Here is a 17,842-nt window from a genome sequence, read left to right on the forward strand (position 1 = left end):
GGGCGCCTGCGGGCGCCCTTGTTGTTATTGTTCGCCAGGCGACCCTTCCCGCTCTATCCCCATGCCTCCCAGCTGCTGGCGATAGCGCTGGGGTGAGCAGCCCAGCTCACGGTTGAACATGGCGATAAAGGCCGAGGTGGAGCCGTAACCGAGCCGCCAGCCAATTTCCTGCACCGGCAATTCCCCCTTGAGCCAGGCCAGCGCCTTGAGCAGCTTGAGCCGGGCCCGCCACTGGCCGAAGTTCATGCCAAGTTCACGCACGCAGCGCCGGGCCAGGGTGCGCTCCGTGCTGTGCAACTGCTCGGCCCACTGGGCCAGGGTGCGTGGATCGGCAGGGTCGCTGCGCAGCGCCGCCAGCATGGGGGCCAGCAGCTTGTCCTGGCTCATGGGCAGGTAGCTGTCCTGGCAGCGGGTGCGGGTCAGCTTCTCCACCAGCAGCTCGGCCTGTCGCACATCCCATTCATCCTGCATGTGGCCCAGCTTGCGCTCGCAAAAATCCGCCAGCATGGCCCGGATGAGCGGCGTCATCTCCAGCAGGCAGGACTCGGCAGGCAGCCTGGCCGCCAGGGCGTGATTGACATAGATGGAGGTATAATCGAGGGCCTGCTGGTTGTAGGAGGCGTGCTCCAGATCCGCCGGCACCCAGATGAGGTAGTCGGCGGGAGCCACCAGCCGGTGCTGGTCCAGCACTATCTCCATCACCCCCAGGCTTATCAGGCTGAGCTGGCCCCAGGGGTGGCTGTGGGGCGCGCAGGCACTCTCGGCCTGGATCTGCTGATAGCGCAGATAGAGGGGATTGGGCTCGGGCAGGGCTATGTCCATCGAGTGATAGTGATGTAGTGCCATATCAGGGCAACTTGTCCTTTCTGCGGGATGAATTGTCAGTTCTACGTTACTTGATAACAGAAAGACAAGGGTAGACTGGCCATCTCGATAACAAGGAGCCTTTGATGCGTATCTTCTTCCCGCTTATGTTCCCGCTGATGGCCGTACTGATCTGGGCCACCAATACAGTGGTGTCCAAGGCCGCCGCCGATGTGCTGGATCCCGCCGCCATCTCCTTTTACCGCTGGGTGATCGCCGCCTTGGCGCTGACCCCCTTCTGCCTGCCGCAACTGTGGCGCCGCCGTCACGACATCCGCCCCTGGCTCGGCAAGCTGCTGGTGCTGGCAGCCCTTGGCATGGTGCTTTACCAGTGCCTCGCCTACTACGCTGCCCACACCACCTCGGCCACCAACATGGGGGTCATAGGTTCGCTCATTCCGCTGCTGACCCTGCTGCAGAGCGCCCTCTTCTTCGGCCAGCGCCCCGGCAAGCAGGCGCTGCTCGGCATGAGCATCTCCCTGTTCGGGGTGTTCTGGCTGCTGAGCCAGGGCCAGCCGCTGGCCCTGCTGCACGACGGCATCACCCCCGGGGACGGGCTCATGCTGCTCGGCTCCGCCAGCTACGCCCTCTATGGCCTGCTGATCCGCCGCTGGCAACTGCCGTTTGGCCCCTGGCTCAACCTCTACATGCAGATCCTGCTGGCTGTGTTGCTGTTGATCCCGGTCGCCCTCAGCGCCGACTCCCTGGCGGTACCCGCCGAGGGCTGGGGTCTGGTGCTGTTTGCCGGCATCGCCTCCTCCCTGCTGGCGGCCTACTGCTGGATGCGCGGTCTCGCCTGCATGGGGGCGGAGCGCACCTCTGTGTTCATGAACCTGATGCCGCTGTGCACGGCGCTGATCGCCGTCATCACCCTGGGGGAGCCCATTCACGGCTATCACCTGCTGGGTGGCGGCCTGATCCTGAGCGGCGTCATGCTCTCCCAGTTCAAGCCCAGGGTACGCCCCACCCTTGTGGAAGAGGCATAAACCGGCGAGACAAGCCGCTGCAGCACAACACAAGAAGGGAGCCTCGGCTCCCTTCTTGTTTGCATCTTCTCGCTAAAAACCACAGGCTCGGTTATCCCGGCGCCAATGGTCAGCTCCTCCCGACACGACTGTGATTCAGGTTTGCTCGTGGTGCGCCTTGTGCGGGTCGCGCCGGGCCTTGTCATGAGCAGCAAAGGCTTTTCGGGCCGCGCTGATGCCATTCATGCAGGCAGGGACACCGGCATAGACGGCGATCTGGAGCAGGATTTCGATGATGGTTTCCCGGCTGACGCCTACATTCAACGCGGCCCGGATATGAAATTCGAGCTGTCCGGGTGCATTGCCCATCGCCATCAGCGCAGCAACGGTGAGCATCTCACGGGTGCAGAGATCAATACCGGGACGGGAGAGCACATCGGCAAAGGCAAATCCCAACACCAGTTCGGCAAAATCTGGCGACAGGGCATCCAGATTCGCCGCGACCTGATCCGGCGCCTGCGGGTCGAGCCGGGCCAGCAGCGCAAAGGCCTGTTCACGCCGCTCGGACGATAAGCCGCTCATGCGTTCACCCCCTTCATGCCTTCTCGGGTATAGCGATCCCCTGCCACTGGCAAGGCCCTGATGGCACTGTCCAGCGCGGCGAGATCCCCGGCCTCCAGACGCACCGACAGGGCGCCCAGGTTGTCCTGCAGATGGGGGATCCGCCTTGTGCCGGGGATGGGCACTATGTCATCCCCCTGCGCCAGCAGCCAGGCCAGGGCGATCTGCGCCGTCGTGCACTGCTTGCGTGCCGCCAGGGCCATGATCACCTCCACCAGCGAGCGGTTAGTGGCGATGTTTTCCTGTTGAAAGCGGGGCAGGTTGGCCCGAAAGTCACCCTCTTCAAACGCCGTATCCTGCTGGAAACGTCCGGTCAGAAAGCCGCGCCCCAAGGGGGAGTACGCCACCAGCCCTATACCCAGCTCGCGGCAGGTTGGCAGCACCTGGGCTTCGACATCCCGCGTCCAGAGGGAATACTCCGTCTGCACCACCGCCACCGGATGCACGGCATGGGCGCGCCTCAAGGTGGCCGCACTGACCTCGCACAGGCCGATACGGGCAATCTTGCCCTCCTGCACCAGCTGCGCCAGCCCTGCCATCGTCTCTTCGATGGGGTGCGCCGGATCGATGCGATGCACATAGTAGAGGTCTATCTGCTCGACCCCGAGCCGGCGCAGCGAGGCTTCACAGCTCTGCCGTGCATACTGGACGCTGTTGTCCAGGGTGCGCCTGTACTCGCCGTTCTGACGCACTATGCCGAACTTGGTGGCGACCTTGACCCCGGCTCCGTGGGTCGCCAGGAAGCGGCCTATCAGGGCTTCATTGTGGTACGGGCCATACATGTCGGCGGTGTCGAGAAAATCGATCCCCATCTCGACAGCCCGGGCCAGCACCCGCAGCGCCTGCTCATCATCCCGCGGACCATAAAACTCACTCATGCCCATGCAGCCGAGGCCCATGGCGGATACGTCCAGATCAGTGCCCAGTGTTCGTCGCTGCATACATTTCTCCTTACAAGATGGAGGTCAGTATGGTCTTCCGAATATGATTCAGGTATAGACTGGATTGGCAGTCGGCTTTCCGATTTTGGAAGATACATGAACGCTCTCTTGCTATGGGATGACGCCCGGGTCTTTCTGGCCATCGCCCGCAGCGGCACCTTGAGTGGCGCCGCCCTCGCCCTTGACATGGGCATTGCCACTGTCTCTCGCCGGCTGGATCGCCTGGAGTCGGCACTGGGTCTGCCGCTGTTCAGTCGTCATCAGCACGGCTATCGGCTGACCGACGATGGTGAGGCCCTGCTGGCGCGGGCCGAGGCGCTGGAACATGCCGGGCATGCCTTTGGCGAAGCCGGGCAGCAGCAGGGACAAGTGGCCGGATGCGTGCGCCTTGCCACCGCAGACAATCTGGCCAATCCGCTCATTATTCCCTCCCTGGCCAAGCTGTTTGCCATTCATCCCGATCTGAGGGTGGAGCTGGTCACAGGCGTGCAAACGGTGAACCTGCACAGGCGCGATGCCGATCTGGCCGTGCGCATGGTCAAGCCTGACGCCGGCAACGTCACCATCAAGCGGCTGGGCACCCTGGGCTTCGGCCTCTATGGGGCCAGCAGCTATGTCGATAGCCGTCATCCGGGCACAGATGCCGCCAGCTTCGATGAGGATGCCTTTATCGGCTGGGGGGAATCCCACAGCCATTTGCCCGCCGCCAAATGGATGGCGCGCATGCTGCGTGGGCGCCCCTGCAGGGTGGAGACCAATACCCTGTCGGCCCAGCTGGCCGCCGCCACCGCCGGTCTCGGGCTGGCGGTGCTGCCCCATTATCTGGCCAAAGAGACGGACCTCGTCTGCCTCCTGCCCGAGCTGGGAGTAGATCAGCCGATCTGGCTGGTGATCCACACAGATCTCGCCCACTCCAGACGGGTGCGGGCCGTCGCGGATCACCTGATCCAGCTGTTTGAAGAGGCCGAGTCAGCCCTCCACCCTTTCCCTCTGGGCGCACTGTGAACCGGGAGGATGGAAAAGGCTGCAATCCATGTGGCAACGGGCAAACAGCAAGAAGGGAGCCCAGGCTCCCTTCTTGCATTGCATCTGCGCGCAAAAAACGCGGGCTCAGTTGCCCCGGCGCCAGTGGTAACGCCGCTCTGGCCGGCCACGCTGACCGTAGTTGAGATCCACATCGACCCTGTCTTCGGACTCCAGATACTCCAGATAACGGCGCGCCGTGGTGCGGCTGAGCGACAGCCGCAGCGCCACCGTATCGGTGGAAAATGCGGTATCCGGCTCGCCGGCCAGCAGCTCCAGCACCTGGCGCAAGGTGATGGCGTCGATCCCCTTGGGGGTATCGCGCACCTCCCTGGCCTGGGGGCGCCCCTTGCCCATCAGCCGATCCAGATCGCTCTGCTCCAGGGAGCCACGCTCGCAGATGCGCCTGTGCAGGGTAAGGGTCTCGTCCAGGCTCTGCTGGATGCGAAACAGCCGCAGCGGCTTGATGATGTAATCCTGCACCCCCAGGTTGAGGGCCTGCTGTATGGTCTCAACGTCGCAGGAGGCGGTCACCATGATGACGTAAGCCTCGCGGTTGTGGCTGCGCAGCCGGTTCACCCACTCGAGGCCCGAGCCGTCAGGCAATGAGATATCCACCAGCAGCAGTTGTGGTTCGGTCGCACGCATCATGAGATCAGCCTGGGTCAGGCTTTCGGCCCGACCCAGCAGGGAAAATCCGGGGGTGGAGGAGACCAGCTCGGCCAGAATGGATCCTATCCGTTCGTCATCCTCGATCACCAGAGTGAAAATGGGCTCCATAGATCACACCAATTGGTTTTTATTCAAGTAGATACCGAACAAGGTTGTCTGTTCGGCGGTGCGGCGCCATTCTATCACACCCCCTCGCCTGGCCACCGTCTCCTTGACCAGGAAGAGGCCAACCCCGTGATCCCCGGTCTGGCGGCTGATGCCGTAATCAAACAGATGATCCGCCAGCGCCTCGTCCACCCCCTCGCCACTGTCCTCCACCTCTATCACCAGCCGGCGACCAAAATCGTTGAGGGAAATCAGCACCCGCGGCGGACAGACCTTGCGCCGCGCCCAGGCGGCGCGAATGCCGTTGTCCAGCAGGTTGCCGATGAGGGTGATGAGATCCGCCGACACCGCCGCTGGATACTCCGCCAGCGCAGAGTCGGGATCCAGCACCAGCTCCACCCCCAGCTCCCTCGCCCTACTGAACTTGCCGAGGATGAGCCCGGCCACCGGCTTGTCCTCGATGGCTCGCAGCAGCCCCTGCAACATGGTCTGGCAAGCCTCGCTCTCCTGCTGAATGAGCTCCACCGCTTGATCCACATGGCCGAGCTGCAACAGGCCGGAGAGGCTGCTCAGCTTGTTGGCGAACTCGTGGGTCTGCATCCGCAGCATCTCGGCATACTGGCGCAGATGAGTCACCTGCATGCCAAGGCTGCCAGTTACCTCGGGGCGACTGAAGATCAGCAGGCGCCCTGGCACCTTGCCCTCCACCGCCTGCCAGCGGCCCACGAAGGATTCCCCGTGCACGGTAAAGCCGAGCTCGGTCTCGACCTGGGTCAGGGCCGGTGCCAGCGGCGGCGACAACTCGGCGAGCGGCTGCCCCAGCAGGGCATGACGCCCTGTGCCCGGCAGACGCAACTGATAGAAGGCGGCGCTGTTGAGCATGCGGATGTTGCCCCTGTTGTCGAGCGCTATCACCCCCTCTGAGATATGCTCAAGCACCAGCTCTTGCAGCACGAAGCGATTGACGATGGCCTCGGGCTCCAGGTCCAGCAGTGTACGGCGCAACAGGTGTTGCACCCAGAGCGCCAGCAAGAGACCACACCCCAGCACGGCAAGGATGGCGCTGACCAGCAGGGCGATCCGCTCCAGATAGATGCCCTCCACCGTTTTCATCAGGTAACCCACCACCACGGCCCCCATGGCACGGCCATCGGGCCCGAGCACGGGCGCAAAGCAGCGGATGGCCGGGCCGAGGGTGCCCTCGTCCTCTGAGCAGTAGCTGAGCCGGTCATGGAGGGCCGGCCAGATATCTTCACCACGGAAGAGACCGCCGATGAGTTCGGGCGAGGGGTGACTGAGGCGGCGGGCGTGTTCGTCGGTCACCACCATGTAGGCAGCGTCGGTGCGATTGCTGATCCCCTCCACATAGTCGCGCAAACCGGGGTCGCTGCCCTGCTGCAAGGCCTGCACCACCCGGCTGTCCGCCGCCAGCACCCGCGCCAGATCGGCGCCATTCTCCTGCAGATTGCTCTCCAGCAGGTGGCGGATAAAGAGGGCGAGCAGACTGCCCAGGATCACGATCAGCAGCAGTGACAGCCCCAGAGAGAGGGTGACCAGTTGGTGGCGCAGTTTCATCGATTAGCCTTGCAACATCAGGAAGCGGACCAATAGTGCGGGCGCCACCAGGTCTGGTCAATCAGTGGCGCGGGATCGCCGTCAAAATCCGCCAGCCCTTCGTCACGGGCAGTCAGCGCCACCGCCCTGGCGACCGCGCGGGCCACTTCCCCCACCTGCTCGATGGGAGGCAACAATCGCCCCTCGGCCAGCGGATAGGCGCCCACGGCCCGCACCGCCGCCTGCAGCATGCCGTCACTGATGCGGCGCGCCTTGACGGCGCAGGCCCCCAGGCCAATGCCGGGGAAGACATAGACGTTGTTGCACTGGGAGACCACCCTTGCCTCCCCCGCCACAGTGACTGGGGCAAAGGGGCTGCCAGTGGCGAGCAGGGCGCGCCCGTCGGTGGCCTGCCACACCTGCTCCGGCGTCGCTTCGGCACTGCGGGTCGGGTTGGAAAGCGGCAGGATCACAGGGCGCTCGCATACCCCCCCCATGGCCCCGAGCACGGCCTCGGTAAAGAGCCCGCCCTGGCCACTCACCCCAATTAGCACCCCGGGGCGCAGCCGCTCAATGAGCTCGGGCAGGGTGGCGCAAGCCTCTTGCGCCGGACGGGCAAAAGGTCGTTGGGATTGGGTCAGATTGGCGCGATCCAGGCAGACCAGCCCATCTTGATCAAACAGTTGCACCCGATCAGGGCTGCCCGCCAGCTGGGCCAGCATGGCGGCGATGCCGCACCCCGCAGAGCCGGCGCCGACGATGAGCACGGGGGTGTCGGCCAGGGTAGTGCCCGCCTGCTGCAAGCCCGCCAGCACGCAGGCCGAAGCCACCGCAGCCGTTCCCTGGATGTCGTCGTTGAACATGCACAGCTCATCTCTATAACGGGCCAGCAGATTGGCGGCATGCTTGCCGGCGAAGTCTTCAAACTGCAACACCACCTGGGGCCAGCGCGTGCGAATGGCTGCCACCACCTTGTCCATGAAGTGGTAATAGGATTCACCATCCACCCGGTTGGCCTGCCAGCCGAGATAGGAGTCATCCTCCAGCAGTTCGGGATTGTTGGTGCCCACATCGACGCACAGCGGCAGGGTGCGCGCCGGGTTGATGCCGCCAGCAGCGGAATAGAGCGCCAGTTTGCCGATGCAGATCCCCATGCCGCCGATACCAAGATCGCCGAGCCCCAGCACCCGTTCACCGTCGGAGATGACGATGACGTCCACCTCCTGCTCCACCGCGGCGAAGATGGCGTCCAGATCGTCTCTGTCATGCCAGGAAAGATAAAGCCCGTGGCTGCGCAGATAGAGGTCGCTGTGGCGCTGGCATGCCTCCCCTACTACCGGGGTGTAAATGATGGGCAAGAGCTCCGGCAGGTGGTGGCGCACCAGATCGTAAAACAGCACAGGGTTGTCTTCTTGCAGCTGGCGCAGCAGCAGGTGCTGGTCGAACGGGCTCTGCATGGCAGAGACCAGACGGTAAATGCGGCGCCGTTGCTGGGCCAGGGACTCCTCCTTGTGAGGCATGCGCCCCATCAGGCCTTGTCGCTTGCGTTCGGCATAGGGCAGGCTGGTGCCCATCATGATGTCGTTCATTGTCGATTCCTTATGCCAGCAGCGAGATGAGCAGGGTGGCCAGGATCAACATGACGGCCCCCCCGAGACGGGAAGAAATCTGGGCAAACGGCATCAGCTTCATGCGCTGGGCCGCCGACAGTACGGCCACGTCACCCGTGCCCCCCATGTTGGCCATGCACAGACCGCCTGTGATGGCCGCCTCTATGGGATAGAAACCTATCATGCGCCCCACCAGGGCCGCCCCCAGGGCGCCGCCGACCACAGTCACCAGCACCAACACGAAGTAACTGACGGAAAAGGCGCTGATGAGTTCCGGGATGCTGGTATAGGCGACCCCTATGCCCACCAGCAGGGAGGGCGTCAGATTGGTCACGACGAACTGGTACCAGTCGGCCGCCGCCTGCTCGTAGCGACGTGGCAGCACGCCACTCACCTTGATGAAGGCCACCGCCAGTATCATGAGCGCGAAGGGATGCATGGGGATGAAGTTGCCCAGCAGTGAACCCAGCACGAACATGCTGGAGCTGATGAAGAGCCCCATGCCGAGACTCTCCAGCGTCGGCGCTTGGACCTGCTCTTCGGCCACATTCTGGCTGCTCTGATTGATCATCAGCTGGCCGTTGCCAGTCAGGGAAGGGTAGCGGCGGCCCAGGCGTACCAGCAGAGTGCCCACCAGAATGGCCAGGGTATTGGCGATCACAACGGCAGGCACCATGCGTGACAGCAGGTCGGCGCTGGACATCTGCATCGGGCCAGAGAGGATCTCCACCAGAGGCACGGCACCGGCCCCCATGCCGCCACCCATGATGGGCAGGCCGATGAGCAGCACGGCATTCTTGAAACCATAACCCATCAGGGAGCCGACCAGACCGACACTCAGCAGCGCCACTGCAACACCGCCCAGGATCACCGGCAGGTAACGCATGGCGGCATTTTTCAACAGAGCACTGCTCATGCCCAGCACTGAGCCCGTCACCAGGCTGGCGATGAAGAAGTTGAGAAAGCCTCCCTCCTTCATGAAGCCGATGATCACCTGACCCGCCTCGACCGGCAGGATCCTGTATTCAAACAGAGCAGCACCGCCGAAGATGGCGAGTATGGTACCGCCCCCCAGGTATTCACGTACGGGGGTGATGCGCTCGCCCAGCTCGCAGAGCAGGGTGCCCAGCACGAACATCAGTGCCAATGCCCCGACCATGCCGAGCGGCAGTGAGCCGTTCCAGCCGGAGAAAAGCACGCAGGTGGCAAGCCCGAGGAAGATCATCATGGGCATGCCGGCTATTTGTTGACTGCCCCAGGGGGCGGCTTTCGGGGTAGAGAGGTTTTTCATTGTTATGCTCCAGCGTGTGAGGTGGCGCTACTCTAGTGATCCTCCCCTCGCCTGTCGGTTATCCCCGCTACAAAGACATATAAAAACATTAAAATCTTAAACACTATGGCGAGGATGCTGTGATTCAATACAAGACAGCCTCTCCATTTACAGCATCTGAAAGATTGGGTACACACAGAAATACACGAATGCGGACAAAGTTTGACCCTCACTTGGCTGGCAATGGTGAGGCTCAGATTAAGTGTTATCCATGGAAAGAGAGGGAGTAAACGGGCAGCAGGCTGATGACGGTCGCGTCATATTCATGCTGATCATTCATATCAGAGAGGCCATGATCCTGACGATCGCACAACTGACATGACCTGCCCGTATGCAGGTGGATAACAGGGCAGGCAAGGATGACTGGCAACTTGTATGTCATGCCGGGGATGCACTATCAACACAGCGCCATAACGTGTATTTTCAACTGACAAGACTGTGCAGACGGGCAAAGAGTGCCCACCTGTCAGTCACACCTTGACAGCCAGCACCTCATTTAAACCTGTTCGGTTGGCCTATTCTGCTAATAATAATGGAATATTGGCAGGGTCAAATTCATGACAGATATCGCTTCCTTCCCGGCTGAAGCCATAATTGATTTCGGCACTATATTCGACATCGACCAGCAGACTCTCGATTGAGAAATGGGCGTCACCCGATTCATATCGTTCCACAGCTATCGTCTCCCTGTTTAGCTGACCCATCAATATTAGTGGATAAAAAACAGACTGCCGAATTTATATGACACCTTGCTGACCAGAAAATAATAGTAAACGGGATCCCCTCCTTATTTTTGCCTCCCCAGCAGGCCGGTGTTTATTTCTCCAGCCAGAGTATTTCACCCGATTTGGCACACCCTGTGCGTATTTCAGACACAGACAGCCCCTTACGACCCCCTTCACTGACCAAGTAAAGCCTCATAAGAAGCTCCCCCATCATTTTCATAAACAAGATCTTGATCACACTATTTACTTAGCCTGCTAAATAACTACAATGCTTAGCAGGCTAAGTAAATGGAGAGCACCTCATGATGAAGGATCTGGAAATGTTGCGCGAGTTGTCCCTCGCCGAGCGGGTCGGACGACTGCATCGGCTGTGGCGCACAGTGGCAGACCTGGAACTGGCGCCCCTGGGTCTGACCCATCCACGCTGGACAGCGCTCTGGAAACTCAGCCGCCTCGGTGGTCATCTCAGCCAGAAGGCCCTTGCCGAAGCGCTGGAGATAGAGCTGCCGTCCCTGATGCGCACTCTGGGTCAGCTGGAGGAGCACGGACTGGTCGAACGCCATTGCTGCAGCCAGGACAAACGGGCCCGCATCGTCACCCTGACTCCGGCTGGCAAGGCGCTGCTCGACAAGATAGAGGATCGCATCATGGATATACGCCGTGACCTGCTCGCCGGCATCAGCCAGCGGGAGCTGGAACAATTTGAAGACATAGTGCACCGCATCTGTGCCAACGCCCTCGGCAAGATAGGTTCACAGAGTGAAGAGAGAGAATAAGATGACCCCGGATCAACAATTCAAACGCTGGATAAAATGGGCCATGGGCGCCTTTATTCTGGTCTTTGGCTACTTCCTGTTGGCTGACATCAAGATGCCGCTCACCCCGCAAGCCATGGCTACCCGTGTAGTGACCAAGATGGCACCCCAGGTCAGTGGCAAGGTGATACAGGTTGCCGTTGGCAACAACCAGCATGTCAAACAGGGGGATCTGCTGTTCTCACTCGACCCCGCCCCGTTTGAACTGGCCGTCGAACAGGCCCGCCTCGCGCTGGCTCAGGCCGAGCAGCAGAACCGCCAGCTCGACGCCACTCTCAACGCCGCCGCCGCCGATTTCAGCTCGCTGCAAACCCAGGCCTCCCTGAAGCTGCGGGAAGCGGAGCGTATCGACGCCCTCTATCGTCGCCACATGGTCTCTGAGCAGCAAAAAGACGACGCCGACAGCGCATTTCGCACCGCCCAGGCCAACTTGTTGGCCAGCAAGGCCCGCATGACTCAGGCCCAGGTGAACCGCGGCCTGCACGGTGATGACAACCTGCTGCTGCGCCAGGCTCGCAATCACCTGGCCCAGGCCGAGCTCAACCTCGCCTACAGCCAGGTGCACGCCAGCCAGGATGGCATCATCACCAACCTGCAACTCAAGCCGGGCAGCTTCGCCGCGGCGGGTGCACCGCTGCTGGCGCTGGTCTCCGAGCAAGTAGACATCATCGCCGATTTTCGCGAGAAGAGTCTGCGCCACGTCAACACGGACAGCCAGGCACTGGTCGCCTTCGATGGCGAGCCGGGCAAGCTCTATCCAGCACGGGTCACCAGCCTGGATGCCGGCGTCAGCGCCGGCCAGTTCGATGCCAACGGCCTGCTGGCCAGCCCCACAGAATCGGATCGCTGGGTCCGGGATGCCCAGCGCCTGCGCCTGCATCTGACCCTTGAGCAGTTGCCGGCCCATTTGCCGGCTGGCGCCCGCGCCACAGTGCAACTGCTGCCGGACAACGCGCTAAGCGCGCTGTTTGCCCGCGGCCAGATCCGTCTGCTCAGCCTGTTGCACTATATCTACTAAGGTGGCAGCGATGAATCTGTGGCACAGGCCCCTCACTGCCAACGAACTGCGTCAATGTCTGCGCATCGCCTTTGGCAGCACCACCGGCTTTTTGCTCTGCAAGTTGTTTGGCTGGAACTACGGCGTCTTCTACACAGTGACACCGGTATTGCTGCTGGGCATGGTGCCAGTGATGAACGGCCATGCGGCACGCCAGCTGATCGCTGCCGCCGTCATCTGCGGGGTGGAAGTCGGTCTGCTGGGCGGGCTGTTTGGCAGTCATCCCGGCCTGATGATCCCCATCGCCTTTTTGCTGTTTCTCTACCGTTTCGCCGCCATGTCCCGGGGCAGCCTGTTTCTGTTCGGGGCCAACGGTGTGCTGAGTCTGAGCATAATGCTGCACTTTGCCAGCTACCCGCAGACCGATCTGAACGATCTCATCTTCAGCAACCTGTGGGCCAGCATACTGTCGGTACTCATCGCCTACCTGATGACTGCGCTGATCCCGGATGTAGAGGAGCGGCCCAAGCCTGCGGCGGCCCCCAAGGCACCGCACCGGATGCGACACGAGGCCCTGCTCGGTGCCAGCATAGCCACCCTCTCCTTCATGGTGTTCCAAATCTTCGACTTGCGTGACTCCATGTCTGCTCAGGCCACCACACTGCTGCTGCTGTTTCCCATGCACTGGAACGGGGCCTTGAGCTATGCCCGCAAACGGGCCATGGGCACACTGCTCGGCGTGAGCTTTGGTCTCGTCAGCCAGCTGGTACTCTACGACTGGTCAGGTTTGCTGTTGCTGGTCGCCCCCATGCTCTGGCTCGGTGCCATGCTGTTCAGCTACGCCCATGTGAAGGAGGCCAGCGGCTCAGGTGTCGGCTTTGGCGCCCTCACCACCCTCGGCATCCTGTTTGGCCAGTACCTGACGCCGGGCAACGATCTGGTATTCAGCGCACTCTATCGAGTCAGCAGCATACTGTTTGCCATCGTTGCCACCCTGCTGGCCTGCTATCTCATTCACCGACTGCTTAACCGTTTCGAGGCCACTCGTTTCGGCTATTGACCCCCTGTTGTTAGCTCAAGGATGTGCTGCTTTTCGCCCCGTTATGCCTACCGGGGCGTTTTTTTGTCTGTATTTTGCAAGCTGGCACAGCGGGTCTTGTGACTGCAGCCACTATGCTTGCAAGAGCCGTTCGCAATAGCAGCAGGAGAGACACAATGGCACGAGTACACGGACGCTGGCTGGCGTTTGGTCTTTTGCTCGGGATGAGCAGCGTCTGGGCCAATCCAGTGCTTGTCGCTGCCGAAGATGACTGGGCCCCCTATTGCGCGCTGGACAAGGAGAGCGGCCAGCCACAGGGGTTGGCACCGGCCTTGGTAAAAGCGGTGTTCGCCATCGAGGGCATAGCGCTTGAGTTTCGTACCATTCCCTTCGCCCGCTGCATGCACGAAGCCAAGAGCGACAAGGTGCTGGCGTGTTTCAATGCCACCATCACAGAGGAGAACCGCTATCAGTACCACTGGCACGAGACCCCCATGTTCGAGGAGGATCTCGCCATCTTCGCCCTCGCAGGCGGCGGGCACCATGACCTCAAACTCACCGCCCTGGAGGGCAAGACGGTGGGCATTACCCTGGGTTACACCTATCCCACCGATTTCATGGATAACCCCAGGATCACCCGCTTTCAGGCCAAATCGGATGCCCAGATCATAGAGATGCTGGTACGCGGACGGGTCGACTACATACTGATGAACGAGATGCCTGGCTATCTCAAGATCCAGCAGAAAGCACTGACTGGCCGGGTCGTCAAGGTAGGCAAGATCTCCACCGATGGCTTCTGGCTCGCCTTCTCCCGTGTCCATCCCCAGGGAGAAGCCATGGCAAAACGCTTCGAGGAAGGGCTGCAGAAGATCAAGAACAACGGCACCTATGAGACGTTGGTACGCGACTTCGAACACAGCCTGGGCCTGCATTGAATGCATTTCGCCCCCTGTGCGCCGCCTCGGGACGCATATAGACGCAATAGAGACAATTGAGCATTGAACCTTCTCCTCAACCTGTTAGGCTCGAGCCCGGATGACACCGATGGAGAATTCAAGATGAAACACGCCAATATATTCTTGCTGGGTATCACGACCCTGGCTCTGCTGAGCGGTTGCGAACGCGGAGCCTCCACATTGAGCGTGACCGGCGGCGAGCCCATCACCTATCAGTGCGAGCAGAACAAGAAGGTGCAAGTGAGCTACTTTGCCCTTTCCGACCAGAGCCTGAATTTCATCAAACTGGCACTGCCAGATGGCAAGGATTACACACTGCCACAAACCATTTCAGCCTCCGGCGCCCGCTATACCGATGAGCATGAGGCCGTCTGGTGGAACAAGGGAAATGAAGGCTTCGTCGAAATGCGCGACAAGAACGGCGAGTGGCAGAGCGTCTACAACGACTGCAAACAGCAGTAATGAAAAATCCCGGCCTGGCCGGGATTTTGCTATTTAACCTCTGTATCCAGACAAGCGACCATCTGCACAGCGATGGCGTGCAACCTGTGTTCGCTTGCCTCATTCAGGCGCGCTTGTCGCTCACCACCAGCCAGAGCGCATGCACCATACCTGGCAGACCGCCGAGCAGGGTCAGTACTATGTTGATCAAAAAGTGCAGGCTGAAGCCTACCTGGATAAAGGCGCATACCGGAGGCAAAAAGATGGCCAGCAGTATCTTGAGCAGATTGTTCATCTCGCACTTCCTCGTCAAAGATGTTTCACGGTTCGGGATGCGCTCACCATAAACAGCCTTGACCTCAACTGCAAACGAAACAAGGGCCCACTCGCGGCTCTCACACCTGAGTCAAACAGGGGATCCGTTCCCCCAACTGCTCGCGCCAGGCCTTGAGGTCGTGGATCTGCTGGTTGCTGCTACCACGCCAGAGCAGACCGGGATCTGCCAGCGCCTTCTCGAACTTGCCATCCACCAGCACGTCCAGCAGGGCGACCAGCTCGCGCTGGGCCTCTGACAGTTCGCCAAGCAGATAGCCGGTCCAGCACCAGATGTCCTTGCCGGGGCACTCGGCCCGCACCCGTTTCACCAGCGCCAGCACCTGGGGCACGTTGGCGGGGTGGAGCGGATCGCCACCGGAGAGCGACAGACCACGCCGTTTGATGCGGGTGTCGTTGAGATCCTGGATGATGCGATCGCACATGGCCTCATCAAACGGCTTGCCGCCATCGAGCCGCCAGGTGCTCTGGTTGTAACAACCCGGACACTGATGCTCGCAACCCGACACAAACAGGGTAGCGCGGGTGCCGGGCCCGTTGATCACATCGACCGGGTAGTATTGGTGGTAGTGCATCTCGTCTCTCCTCAACCCGTCATGGGCCGGGTTCGCCAATAAAAATGGCTCCCTCATCATCGGGAGCCATCTCGCCGCTCAGCCGCCCGGCTTACATATGTTTGACGCGGCGCTTCACCTCTTCCTGCTTGCCCGCGTTGAAGGGGCGCGCATCCGGGCTGCCGAGGTAACCGCACACCCGACGGGTCACCGATACCTTGGCCGGATCGTGGTTACCGCAGCGCGGGCAGGTGAAGCCCTTGGAGGTGCACTCGAACTCGCCGGTAAAGCCGCAGTCGTAGCACTCGTCAATGGGCGTGTTGGTACCGTAGTAGGGCACCTTGTCATAGCTGTAGTCCCAGACGTTTTCGAGCGCTTCGAGGTTGTGCTGGATATTGGGGTACTCGCCGTAGCAGATGAAGCCGCCGCTGGCGATGGGCGGATAGGGCGCCTCAAAGTCCAGCTTGTCGTACGGGTTGACCTGCTTCTCCACGTCGAGGTGAAAGCTGTTGGTGTAGTAACCCTTGTCGGTCACACCAGCCACCACGCCAAACTCCTTGGCATCGATGCGGCAGAAACGGGTACAGAGGTTCTCGCTCGGGGTGGAGTAGAGGCTGAAGCCGTAGCCGGTCTCCTCTTTCCACTCGTCGGTCGCCGCCTTGAGCCGCGCTATGATGGCGACGGCCTTCTGGCGCAGGGTGTCGCTGTCGAACAGATGGACATCGGTGCCAAACAGGGCATTGATGGTCTCGTGTACCCCGATATAGCCGAGCGAGATGGAGGCGCGACCGTGCTTGAAGATCTCGCTGACGTTGTCGTCGGCCTTCAGACGCACGCCACAGGCCCCTTCCATATAGAGGATGGGGGCGACCCGCGCCTTGACGCCGTCGAGGCGGCTGATGCGGTACATGAGTGCCGTCTTGGCCACGCGCAGGGCGGCATCCAGCTTGTCCCAGAAATCCGCCTCGTCGCGGGATTTCAGGGCGATGCGCGGCAAGTTGAGGCTGACTACCCCCAGGTTGTTGCGCCCTTCATGGATCAGTTCACCATTTTCCTCATAAGCCCCGAGGAAGGAGCGACAGCCCATGGGGGTCTTGAAGGAGCCGGTCACCTTGACCACCTGGTCGTAGTTGAGGATGTCCGGATACATGCGCTTGGAGGCACACTCCAGCGCCAGCTGCTTGATGTCGTAGTTCGGATCCCCCTGTTTGTGGTTGAGGCCATCCTTGATGGCGAACACCAGTTTCGGGAACACGGCGGTCTTTCTGTTCTTGCCAAGGCCGGCGATGCGGTTGCTAAGGATGGCGCCCTGGATCATGCGGGACTCCCAGCTGTCGCCAAGGCCGAAGCCGAAAGTAACGAAGGGAGTCTGGCCGTTGGCGGTGTGCAGGGTATTGACCTCGTACTCCAGCGACTGGAAGGCGTCGTAACACTCCTTCTCGGTACGGGCCATGGCATAGGCGTCCGCATCCTTGATCCCCCACTCCTCGGCCACTTCCCTGTGTTTCTGCCAACTGATGGTTACATAGGGGGCAAGCACCTCATCGATGCGATTGATGGTGGTGCCGCCATAGATGTGGCTCGCCACCTGGGCGATGATCTGGGCGGTCACGGCGGTGGCCGTGCTGATGGATTTGGGGGTATCTATCTCCGCATTGCCCATCTTGAAGCCGTGGGTCAGCATCCCCTTCAGATCTATCAGCATGCAGTTGAACATGGGAAAGAAGGGAGAGTAGTCGAGATCGTGGAAGTGCAGATCGCCGCTCTCATGAGCCTGCACCACGTCGCGGGGCAGCATGTGGCTGGTGGCGTAATGCTTGGCGACGATACCGGCCAGCAGATCGCGCTGGGTCGGGATCACCTTGGAATCCTTGTTGGCGTTCTCGTTGAGCAGGGCCGCGTTGGTCTGCTCCACCAGGCCACGGATCTCCTGAGCCAACCGGCCGCGGGCCTCGCGAGCCTGATCCCGGTCGTGACGATACTCGATATAGGCACGGGCGATGGCCTTGTCGTCGGAAGCCATCAGATGGTTCTCGACCCGGTTCTGGATCTCGTGGATATCCACCTCGCCACGCCCTTCCAGCTCCTGAGTAACGGCGGCGGCAACGCGCTCACCCAGGGTCGGATTGGCCTGACTGACCGCCTCTGCCGCTCGGCCCACTGCCTCGGCAATCAGCTGGGCATTGAATGGTGCGCGACATCCATCACGTTTGATCACAACCGGTTTCATGCGTTTTCCCCGTTTAAAAGGCCAGGCTATCGCCTTCGGCTTACCCTTGTTTGGTGCCCTTCTCCAC

General features: G+C 61.2%; 18 protein-coding genes. 7 read left to right on the plus strand and 11 right to left on the minus strand.

Annotation, left to right across the window (positions count from 1 at the left end):
• Positions 1 to 24: 24 nt before the first annotated feature.
• Positions 25 to 846 (minus strand): AraC family transcriptional regulator, encoded by an 822-nt coding sequence (locus tag AACX78_RS16900; RefSeq protein ID WP_159166889.1) that lies wholly within the window; start codon positions 844 to 846, stop codon positions 25 to 27.
• A 104-nt stretch (positions 847 to 950) separates the two neighbouring features.
• On the opposite strand from AACX78_RS16900, the gene AACX78_RS16905 reads away from it, so the two are divergent.
• Positions 951 to 1,850 carry a DMT family transporter gene (locus AACX78_RS16905; RefSeq protein ID WP_159166890.1) on the plus strand — a complete coding sequence of 300 codons (900 nt, stop codon included), beginning with the start codon at positions 951 to 953 and terminating at the stop codon, positions 1,848 to 1,850.
• A 135-nt stretch (positions 1,851 to 1,985) separates the two neighbouring features.
• Here the strand turns inward: AACX78_RS16905 and AACX78_RS16910 are convergent, their stop codons facing one another.
• Together AACX78_RS16910 and AACX78_RS16915 are read right to left on the minus strand one after the other, a co-directional pair.
• A complete protein-coding gene (locus AACX78_RS16910) occupies positions 1,986 to 2,411 on the minus strand; it encodes a carboxymuconolactone decarboxylase family protein (RefSeq protein ID WP_059111542.1) in 426 nt (141 codons plus the stop codon).
• Entirely contained in the window at positions 2,408 to 3,391 is a 984-nt protein-coding gene (locus AACX78_RS16915; RefSeq protein WP_159166891.1) for an aldo/keto reductase, read from the minus strand. Before AACX78_RS16915 ends, AACX78_RS16910 begins: the two co-directional genes overlap by 4 nt.
• Positions 3,392 to 3,487: 96 nt before the next feature.
• Between AACX78_RS16915 and AACX78_RS16920 the strand changes: the two genes are divergently transcribed.
• Positions 3,488 to 4,396 (plus strand): LysR family transcriptional regulator, encoded by a 909-nt coding sequence (locus tag AACX78_RS16920; protein WP_159166892.1) that lies wholly within the window; start codon positions 3,488 to 3,490, stop codon positions 4,394 to 4,396.
• 105 nt (positions 4,397 to 4,501) lie between these two features.
• On the opposite strand, the gene AACX78_RS16925 is transcribed toward AACX78_RS16920, so the two are convergent.
• The 5 genes from AACX78_RS16925 to AACX78_RS16945 all read right to left on the minus strand — a co-directional run bounded on the left by AACX78_RS16925 (position 4,502) and on the right by AACX78_RS16945 (position 10,392).
• Positions 4,502 to 5,194 carry a response regulator gene (locus AACX78_RS16925; RefSeq protein ID WP_159166893.1) on the minus strand — a complete coding sequence of 231 codons (693 nt, stop codon included), beginning with the start codon at positions 5,192 to 5,194 and terminating at the stop codon, positions 4,502 to 4,504.
• 3 nt (positions 5,195 to 5,197) lie between these two features.
• Positions 5,198 to 6,766, minus strand: coding sequence for an ATP-binding protein (locus AACX78_RS16930; protein ID WP_159166894.1), 1,569 nt, complete (start codon positions 6,764 to 6,766; stop codon positions 5,198 to 5,200).
• 17 nt (positions 6,767 to 6,783) lie between these two features.
• A complete protein-coding gene (locus AACX78_RS16935; protein ID WP_111587420.1) occupies positions 6,784 to 8,334 on the minus strand; it encodes an NAD-dependent malic enzyme in 1,551 nt (516 codons plus the stop codon).
• 10 nt (positions 8,335 to 8,344) lie between these two features.
• Positions 8,345 to 9,646 carry a 2-hydroxycarboxylate transporter family protein gene (locus AACX78_RS16940; protein WP_159166895.1) on the minus strand — a complete coding sequence of 434 codons (1,302 nt, stop codon included), beginning with the start codon at positions 9,644 to 9,646 and terminating at the stop codon, positions 8,345 to 8,347.
• A 554-nt stretch (positions 9,647 to 10,200) separates the two neighbouring features.
• Positions 10,201 to 10,392 carry a hypothetical protein gene (locus AACX78_RS16945; RefSeq protein ID WP_155603147.1) on the minus strand — a complete coding sequence of 64 codons (192 nt, stop codon included), beginning with the start codon at positions 10,390 to 10,392 and terminating at the stop codon, positions 10,201 to 10,203.
• A gap of 320 nt (positions 10,393 to 10,712) precedes the next feature.
• Between AACX78_RS16945 and slyA the strand changes: the two genes are divergently transcribed.
• The 5 genes from slyA to AACX78_RS16970 all read left to right on the plus strand — a co-directional run bounded on the left by slyA (position 10,713) and on the right by AACX78_RS16970 (position 14,679).
• Positions 10,713 to 11,186 carry a transcriptional regulator SlyA gene (gene slyA, locus AACX78_RS16950; RefSeq protein ID WP_021138771.1) on the plus strand — a complete coding sequence of 158 codons (474 nt, stop codon included), beginning with the start codon at positions 10,713 to 10,715 and terminating at the stop codon, positions 11,184 to 11,186.
• A gap of 1 nt (position 11,187) precedes the next feature.
• Complete coding sequence (locus tag AACX78_RS16955) at positions 11,188 to 12,243, plus strand: HlyD family secretion protein (protein WP_021138770.1); 1,056 nt, start codon at positions 11,188 to 11,190, stop codon at positions 12,241 to 12,243.
• 10 nt (positions 12,244 to 12,253) lie between these two features.
• Positions 12,254 to 13,282, plus strand: coding sequence for a DUF2955 domain-containing protein (locus tag AACX78_RS16960; protein ID WP_087755158.1), 1,029 nt, complete (start codon positions 12,254 to 12,256; stop codon positions 13,280 to 13,282).
• 155 nt (positions 13,283 to 13,437) lie between these two features.
• On the plus strand, positions 13,438 to 14,196 hold the full coding sequence (locus AACX78_RS16965; RefSeq protein WP_159166896.1) for a substrate-binding periplasmic protein: 759 nt from the start codon (positions 13,438 to 13,440) through the stop codon (positions 14,194 to 14,196).
• A gap of 123 nt (positions 14,197 to 14,319) precedes the next feature.
• Complete coding sequence (locus tag AACX78_RS16970) at positions 14,320 to 14,679, plus strand: MliC family protein (RefSeq protein ID WP_005316896.1); 360 nt, start codon at positions 14,320 to 14,322, stop codon at positions 14,677 to 14,679.
• 103 nt (positions 14,680 to 14,782) lie between these two features.
• On the opposite strand, the gene AACX78_RS16975 is transcribed toward AACX78_RS16970, so the two are convergent.
• The 3 genes from AACX78_RS16975 to nrdD all read right to left on the minus strand — a co-directional run bounded on the left by AACX78_RS16975 (position 14,783) and on the right by nrdD (position 17,775).
• A complete protein-coding gene (locus tag AACX78_RS16975) occupies positions 14,783 to 14,953 on the minus strand; it encodes a YqaE/Pmp3 family membrane protein (RefSeq protein WP_010673454.1) in 171 nt (56 codons plus the stop codon).
• A gap of 100 nt (positions 14,954 to 15,053) precedes the next feature.
• On the minus strand, positions 15,054 to 15,566 hold the full coding sequence (gene nrdG / locus AACX78_RS16980) for an anaerobic ribonucleoside-triphosphate reductase-activating protein (RefSeq protein ID WP_021138765.1): 513 nt from the start codon (positions 15,564 to 15,566) through the stop codon (positions 15,054 to 15,056).
• A gap of 91 nt (positions 15,567 to 15,657) precedes the next feature.
• Complete coding sequence (gene nrdD / locus AACX78_RS16985; protein WP_159166897.1) at positions 15,658 to 17,775, minus strand: anaerobic ribonucleoside-triphosphate reductase; 2,118 nt, start codon at positions 17,773 to 17,775, stop codon at positions 15,658 to 15,660.
• Between the last annotated feature and the right edge of the window lie 67 nt (positions 17,776 to 17,842).

The organism is Aeromonas sp. 9A, from assembly GCF_963900955.1.
GTDB classification, from domain to species: Bacteria; Pseudomonadota; Gammaproteobacteria; order Enterobacterales; family Aeromonadaceae; genus Aeromonas; species Aeromonas salmonicida.

Coding starts and splice junctions, on each gene's coding strand:
- AACX78_RS16900 (WP_159166889.1), bottom strand. CDS start 846: ATGGCACTACATCACTATCACTCGATGGACATAGCCCTGCCCGAGCCC.
- AACX78_RS16905 (WP_159166890.1), top strand. CDS start 951: ATGCGTATCTTCTTCCCGCTTATGTTCCCGCTGATGGCCGTACTGATC.
- AACX78_RS16910 (WP_059111542.1), bottom strand. CDS start 2,411: ATGAGCGGCTTATCGTCCGAGCGGCGTGAACAGGCCTTTGCGCTGCTG.
- AACX78_RS16915 (WP_159166891.1), bottom strand. CDS start 3,391: ATGCAGCGACGAACACTGGGCACTGATCTGGACGTATCCGCCATGGGC.
- AACX78_RS16920 (WP_159166892.1), top strand. CDS start 3,488: ATGAACGCTCTCTTGCTATGGGATGACGCCCGGGTCTTTCTGGCCATC.
- AACX78_RS16925 (WP_159166893.1), bottom strand. CDS start 5,194: ATGGAGCCCATTTTCACTCTGGTGATCGAGGATGACGAACGGATAGGA.
- AACX78_RS16930 (WP_159166894.1), bottom strand. CDS start 6,766: ATGAAACTGCGCCACCAACTGGTCACCCTCTCTCTGGGGCTGTCACTG.
- AACX78_RS16935 (WP_111587420.1), bottom strand. CDS start 8,334: ATGAACGACATCATGATGGGCACCAGCCTGCCCTATGCCGAACGCAAG.
- AACX78_RS16940 (WP_159166895.1), bottom strand. CDS start 9,646: ATGAAAAACCTCTCTACCCCGAAAGCCGCCCCCTGGGGCAGTCAACAA.
- slyA (WP_021138771.1), top strand. CDS start 10,713: ATGATGAAGGATCTGGAAATGTTGCGCGAGTTGTCCCTCGCCGAGCGG.
- AACX78_RS16955 (WP_021138770.1), top strand. CDS start 11,188: ATGACCCCGGATCAACAATTCAAACGCTGGATAAAATGGGCCATGGGC.
- AACX78_RS16960 (WP_087755158.1), top strand. CDS start 12,254: ATGAATCTGTGGCACAGGCCCCTCACTGCCAACGAACTGCGTCAATGT.
- AACX78_RS16965 (WP_159166896.1), top strand. CDS start 13,438: ATGGCACGAGTACACGGACGCTGGCTGGCGTTTGGTCTTTTGCTCGGG.
- AACX78_RS16970 (WP_005316896.1), top strand. CDS start 14,320: ATGAAACACGCCAATATATTCTTGCTGGGTATCACGACCCTGGCTCTG.
- AACX78_RS16975 (WP_010673454.1), bottom strand. CDS start 14,953: ATGAACAATCTGCTCAAGATACTGCTGGCCATCTTTTTGCCTCCGGTA.
- nrdG (WP_021138765.1), bottom strand. CDS start 15,566: ATGCACTACCACCAATACTACCCGGTCGATGTGATCAACGGGCCCGGC.
- nrdD (WP_159166897.1), bottom strand. CDS start 17,775: ATGAAACCGGTTGTGATCAAACGTGATGGATGTCGCGCACCATTCAAT.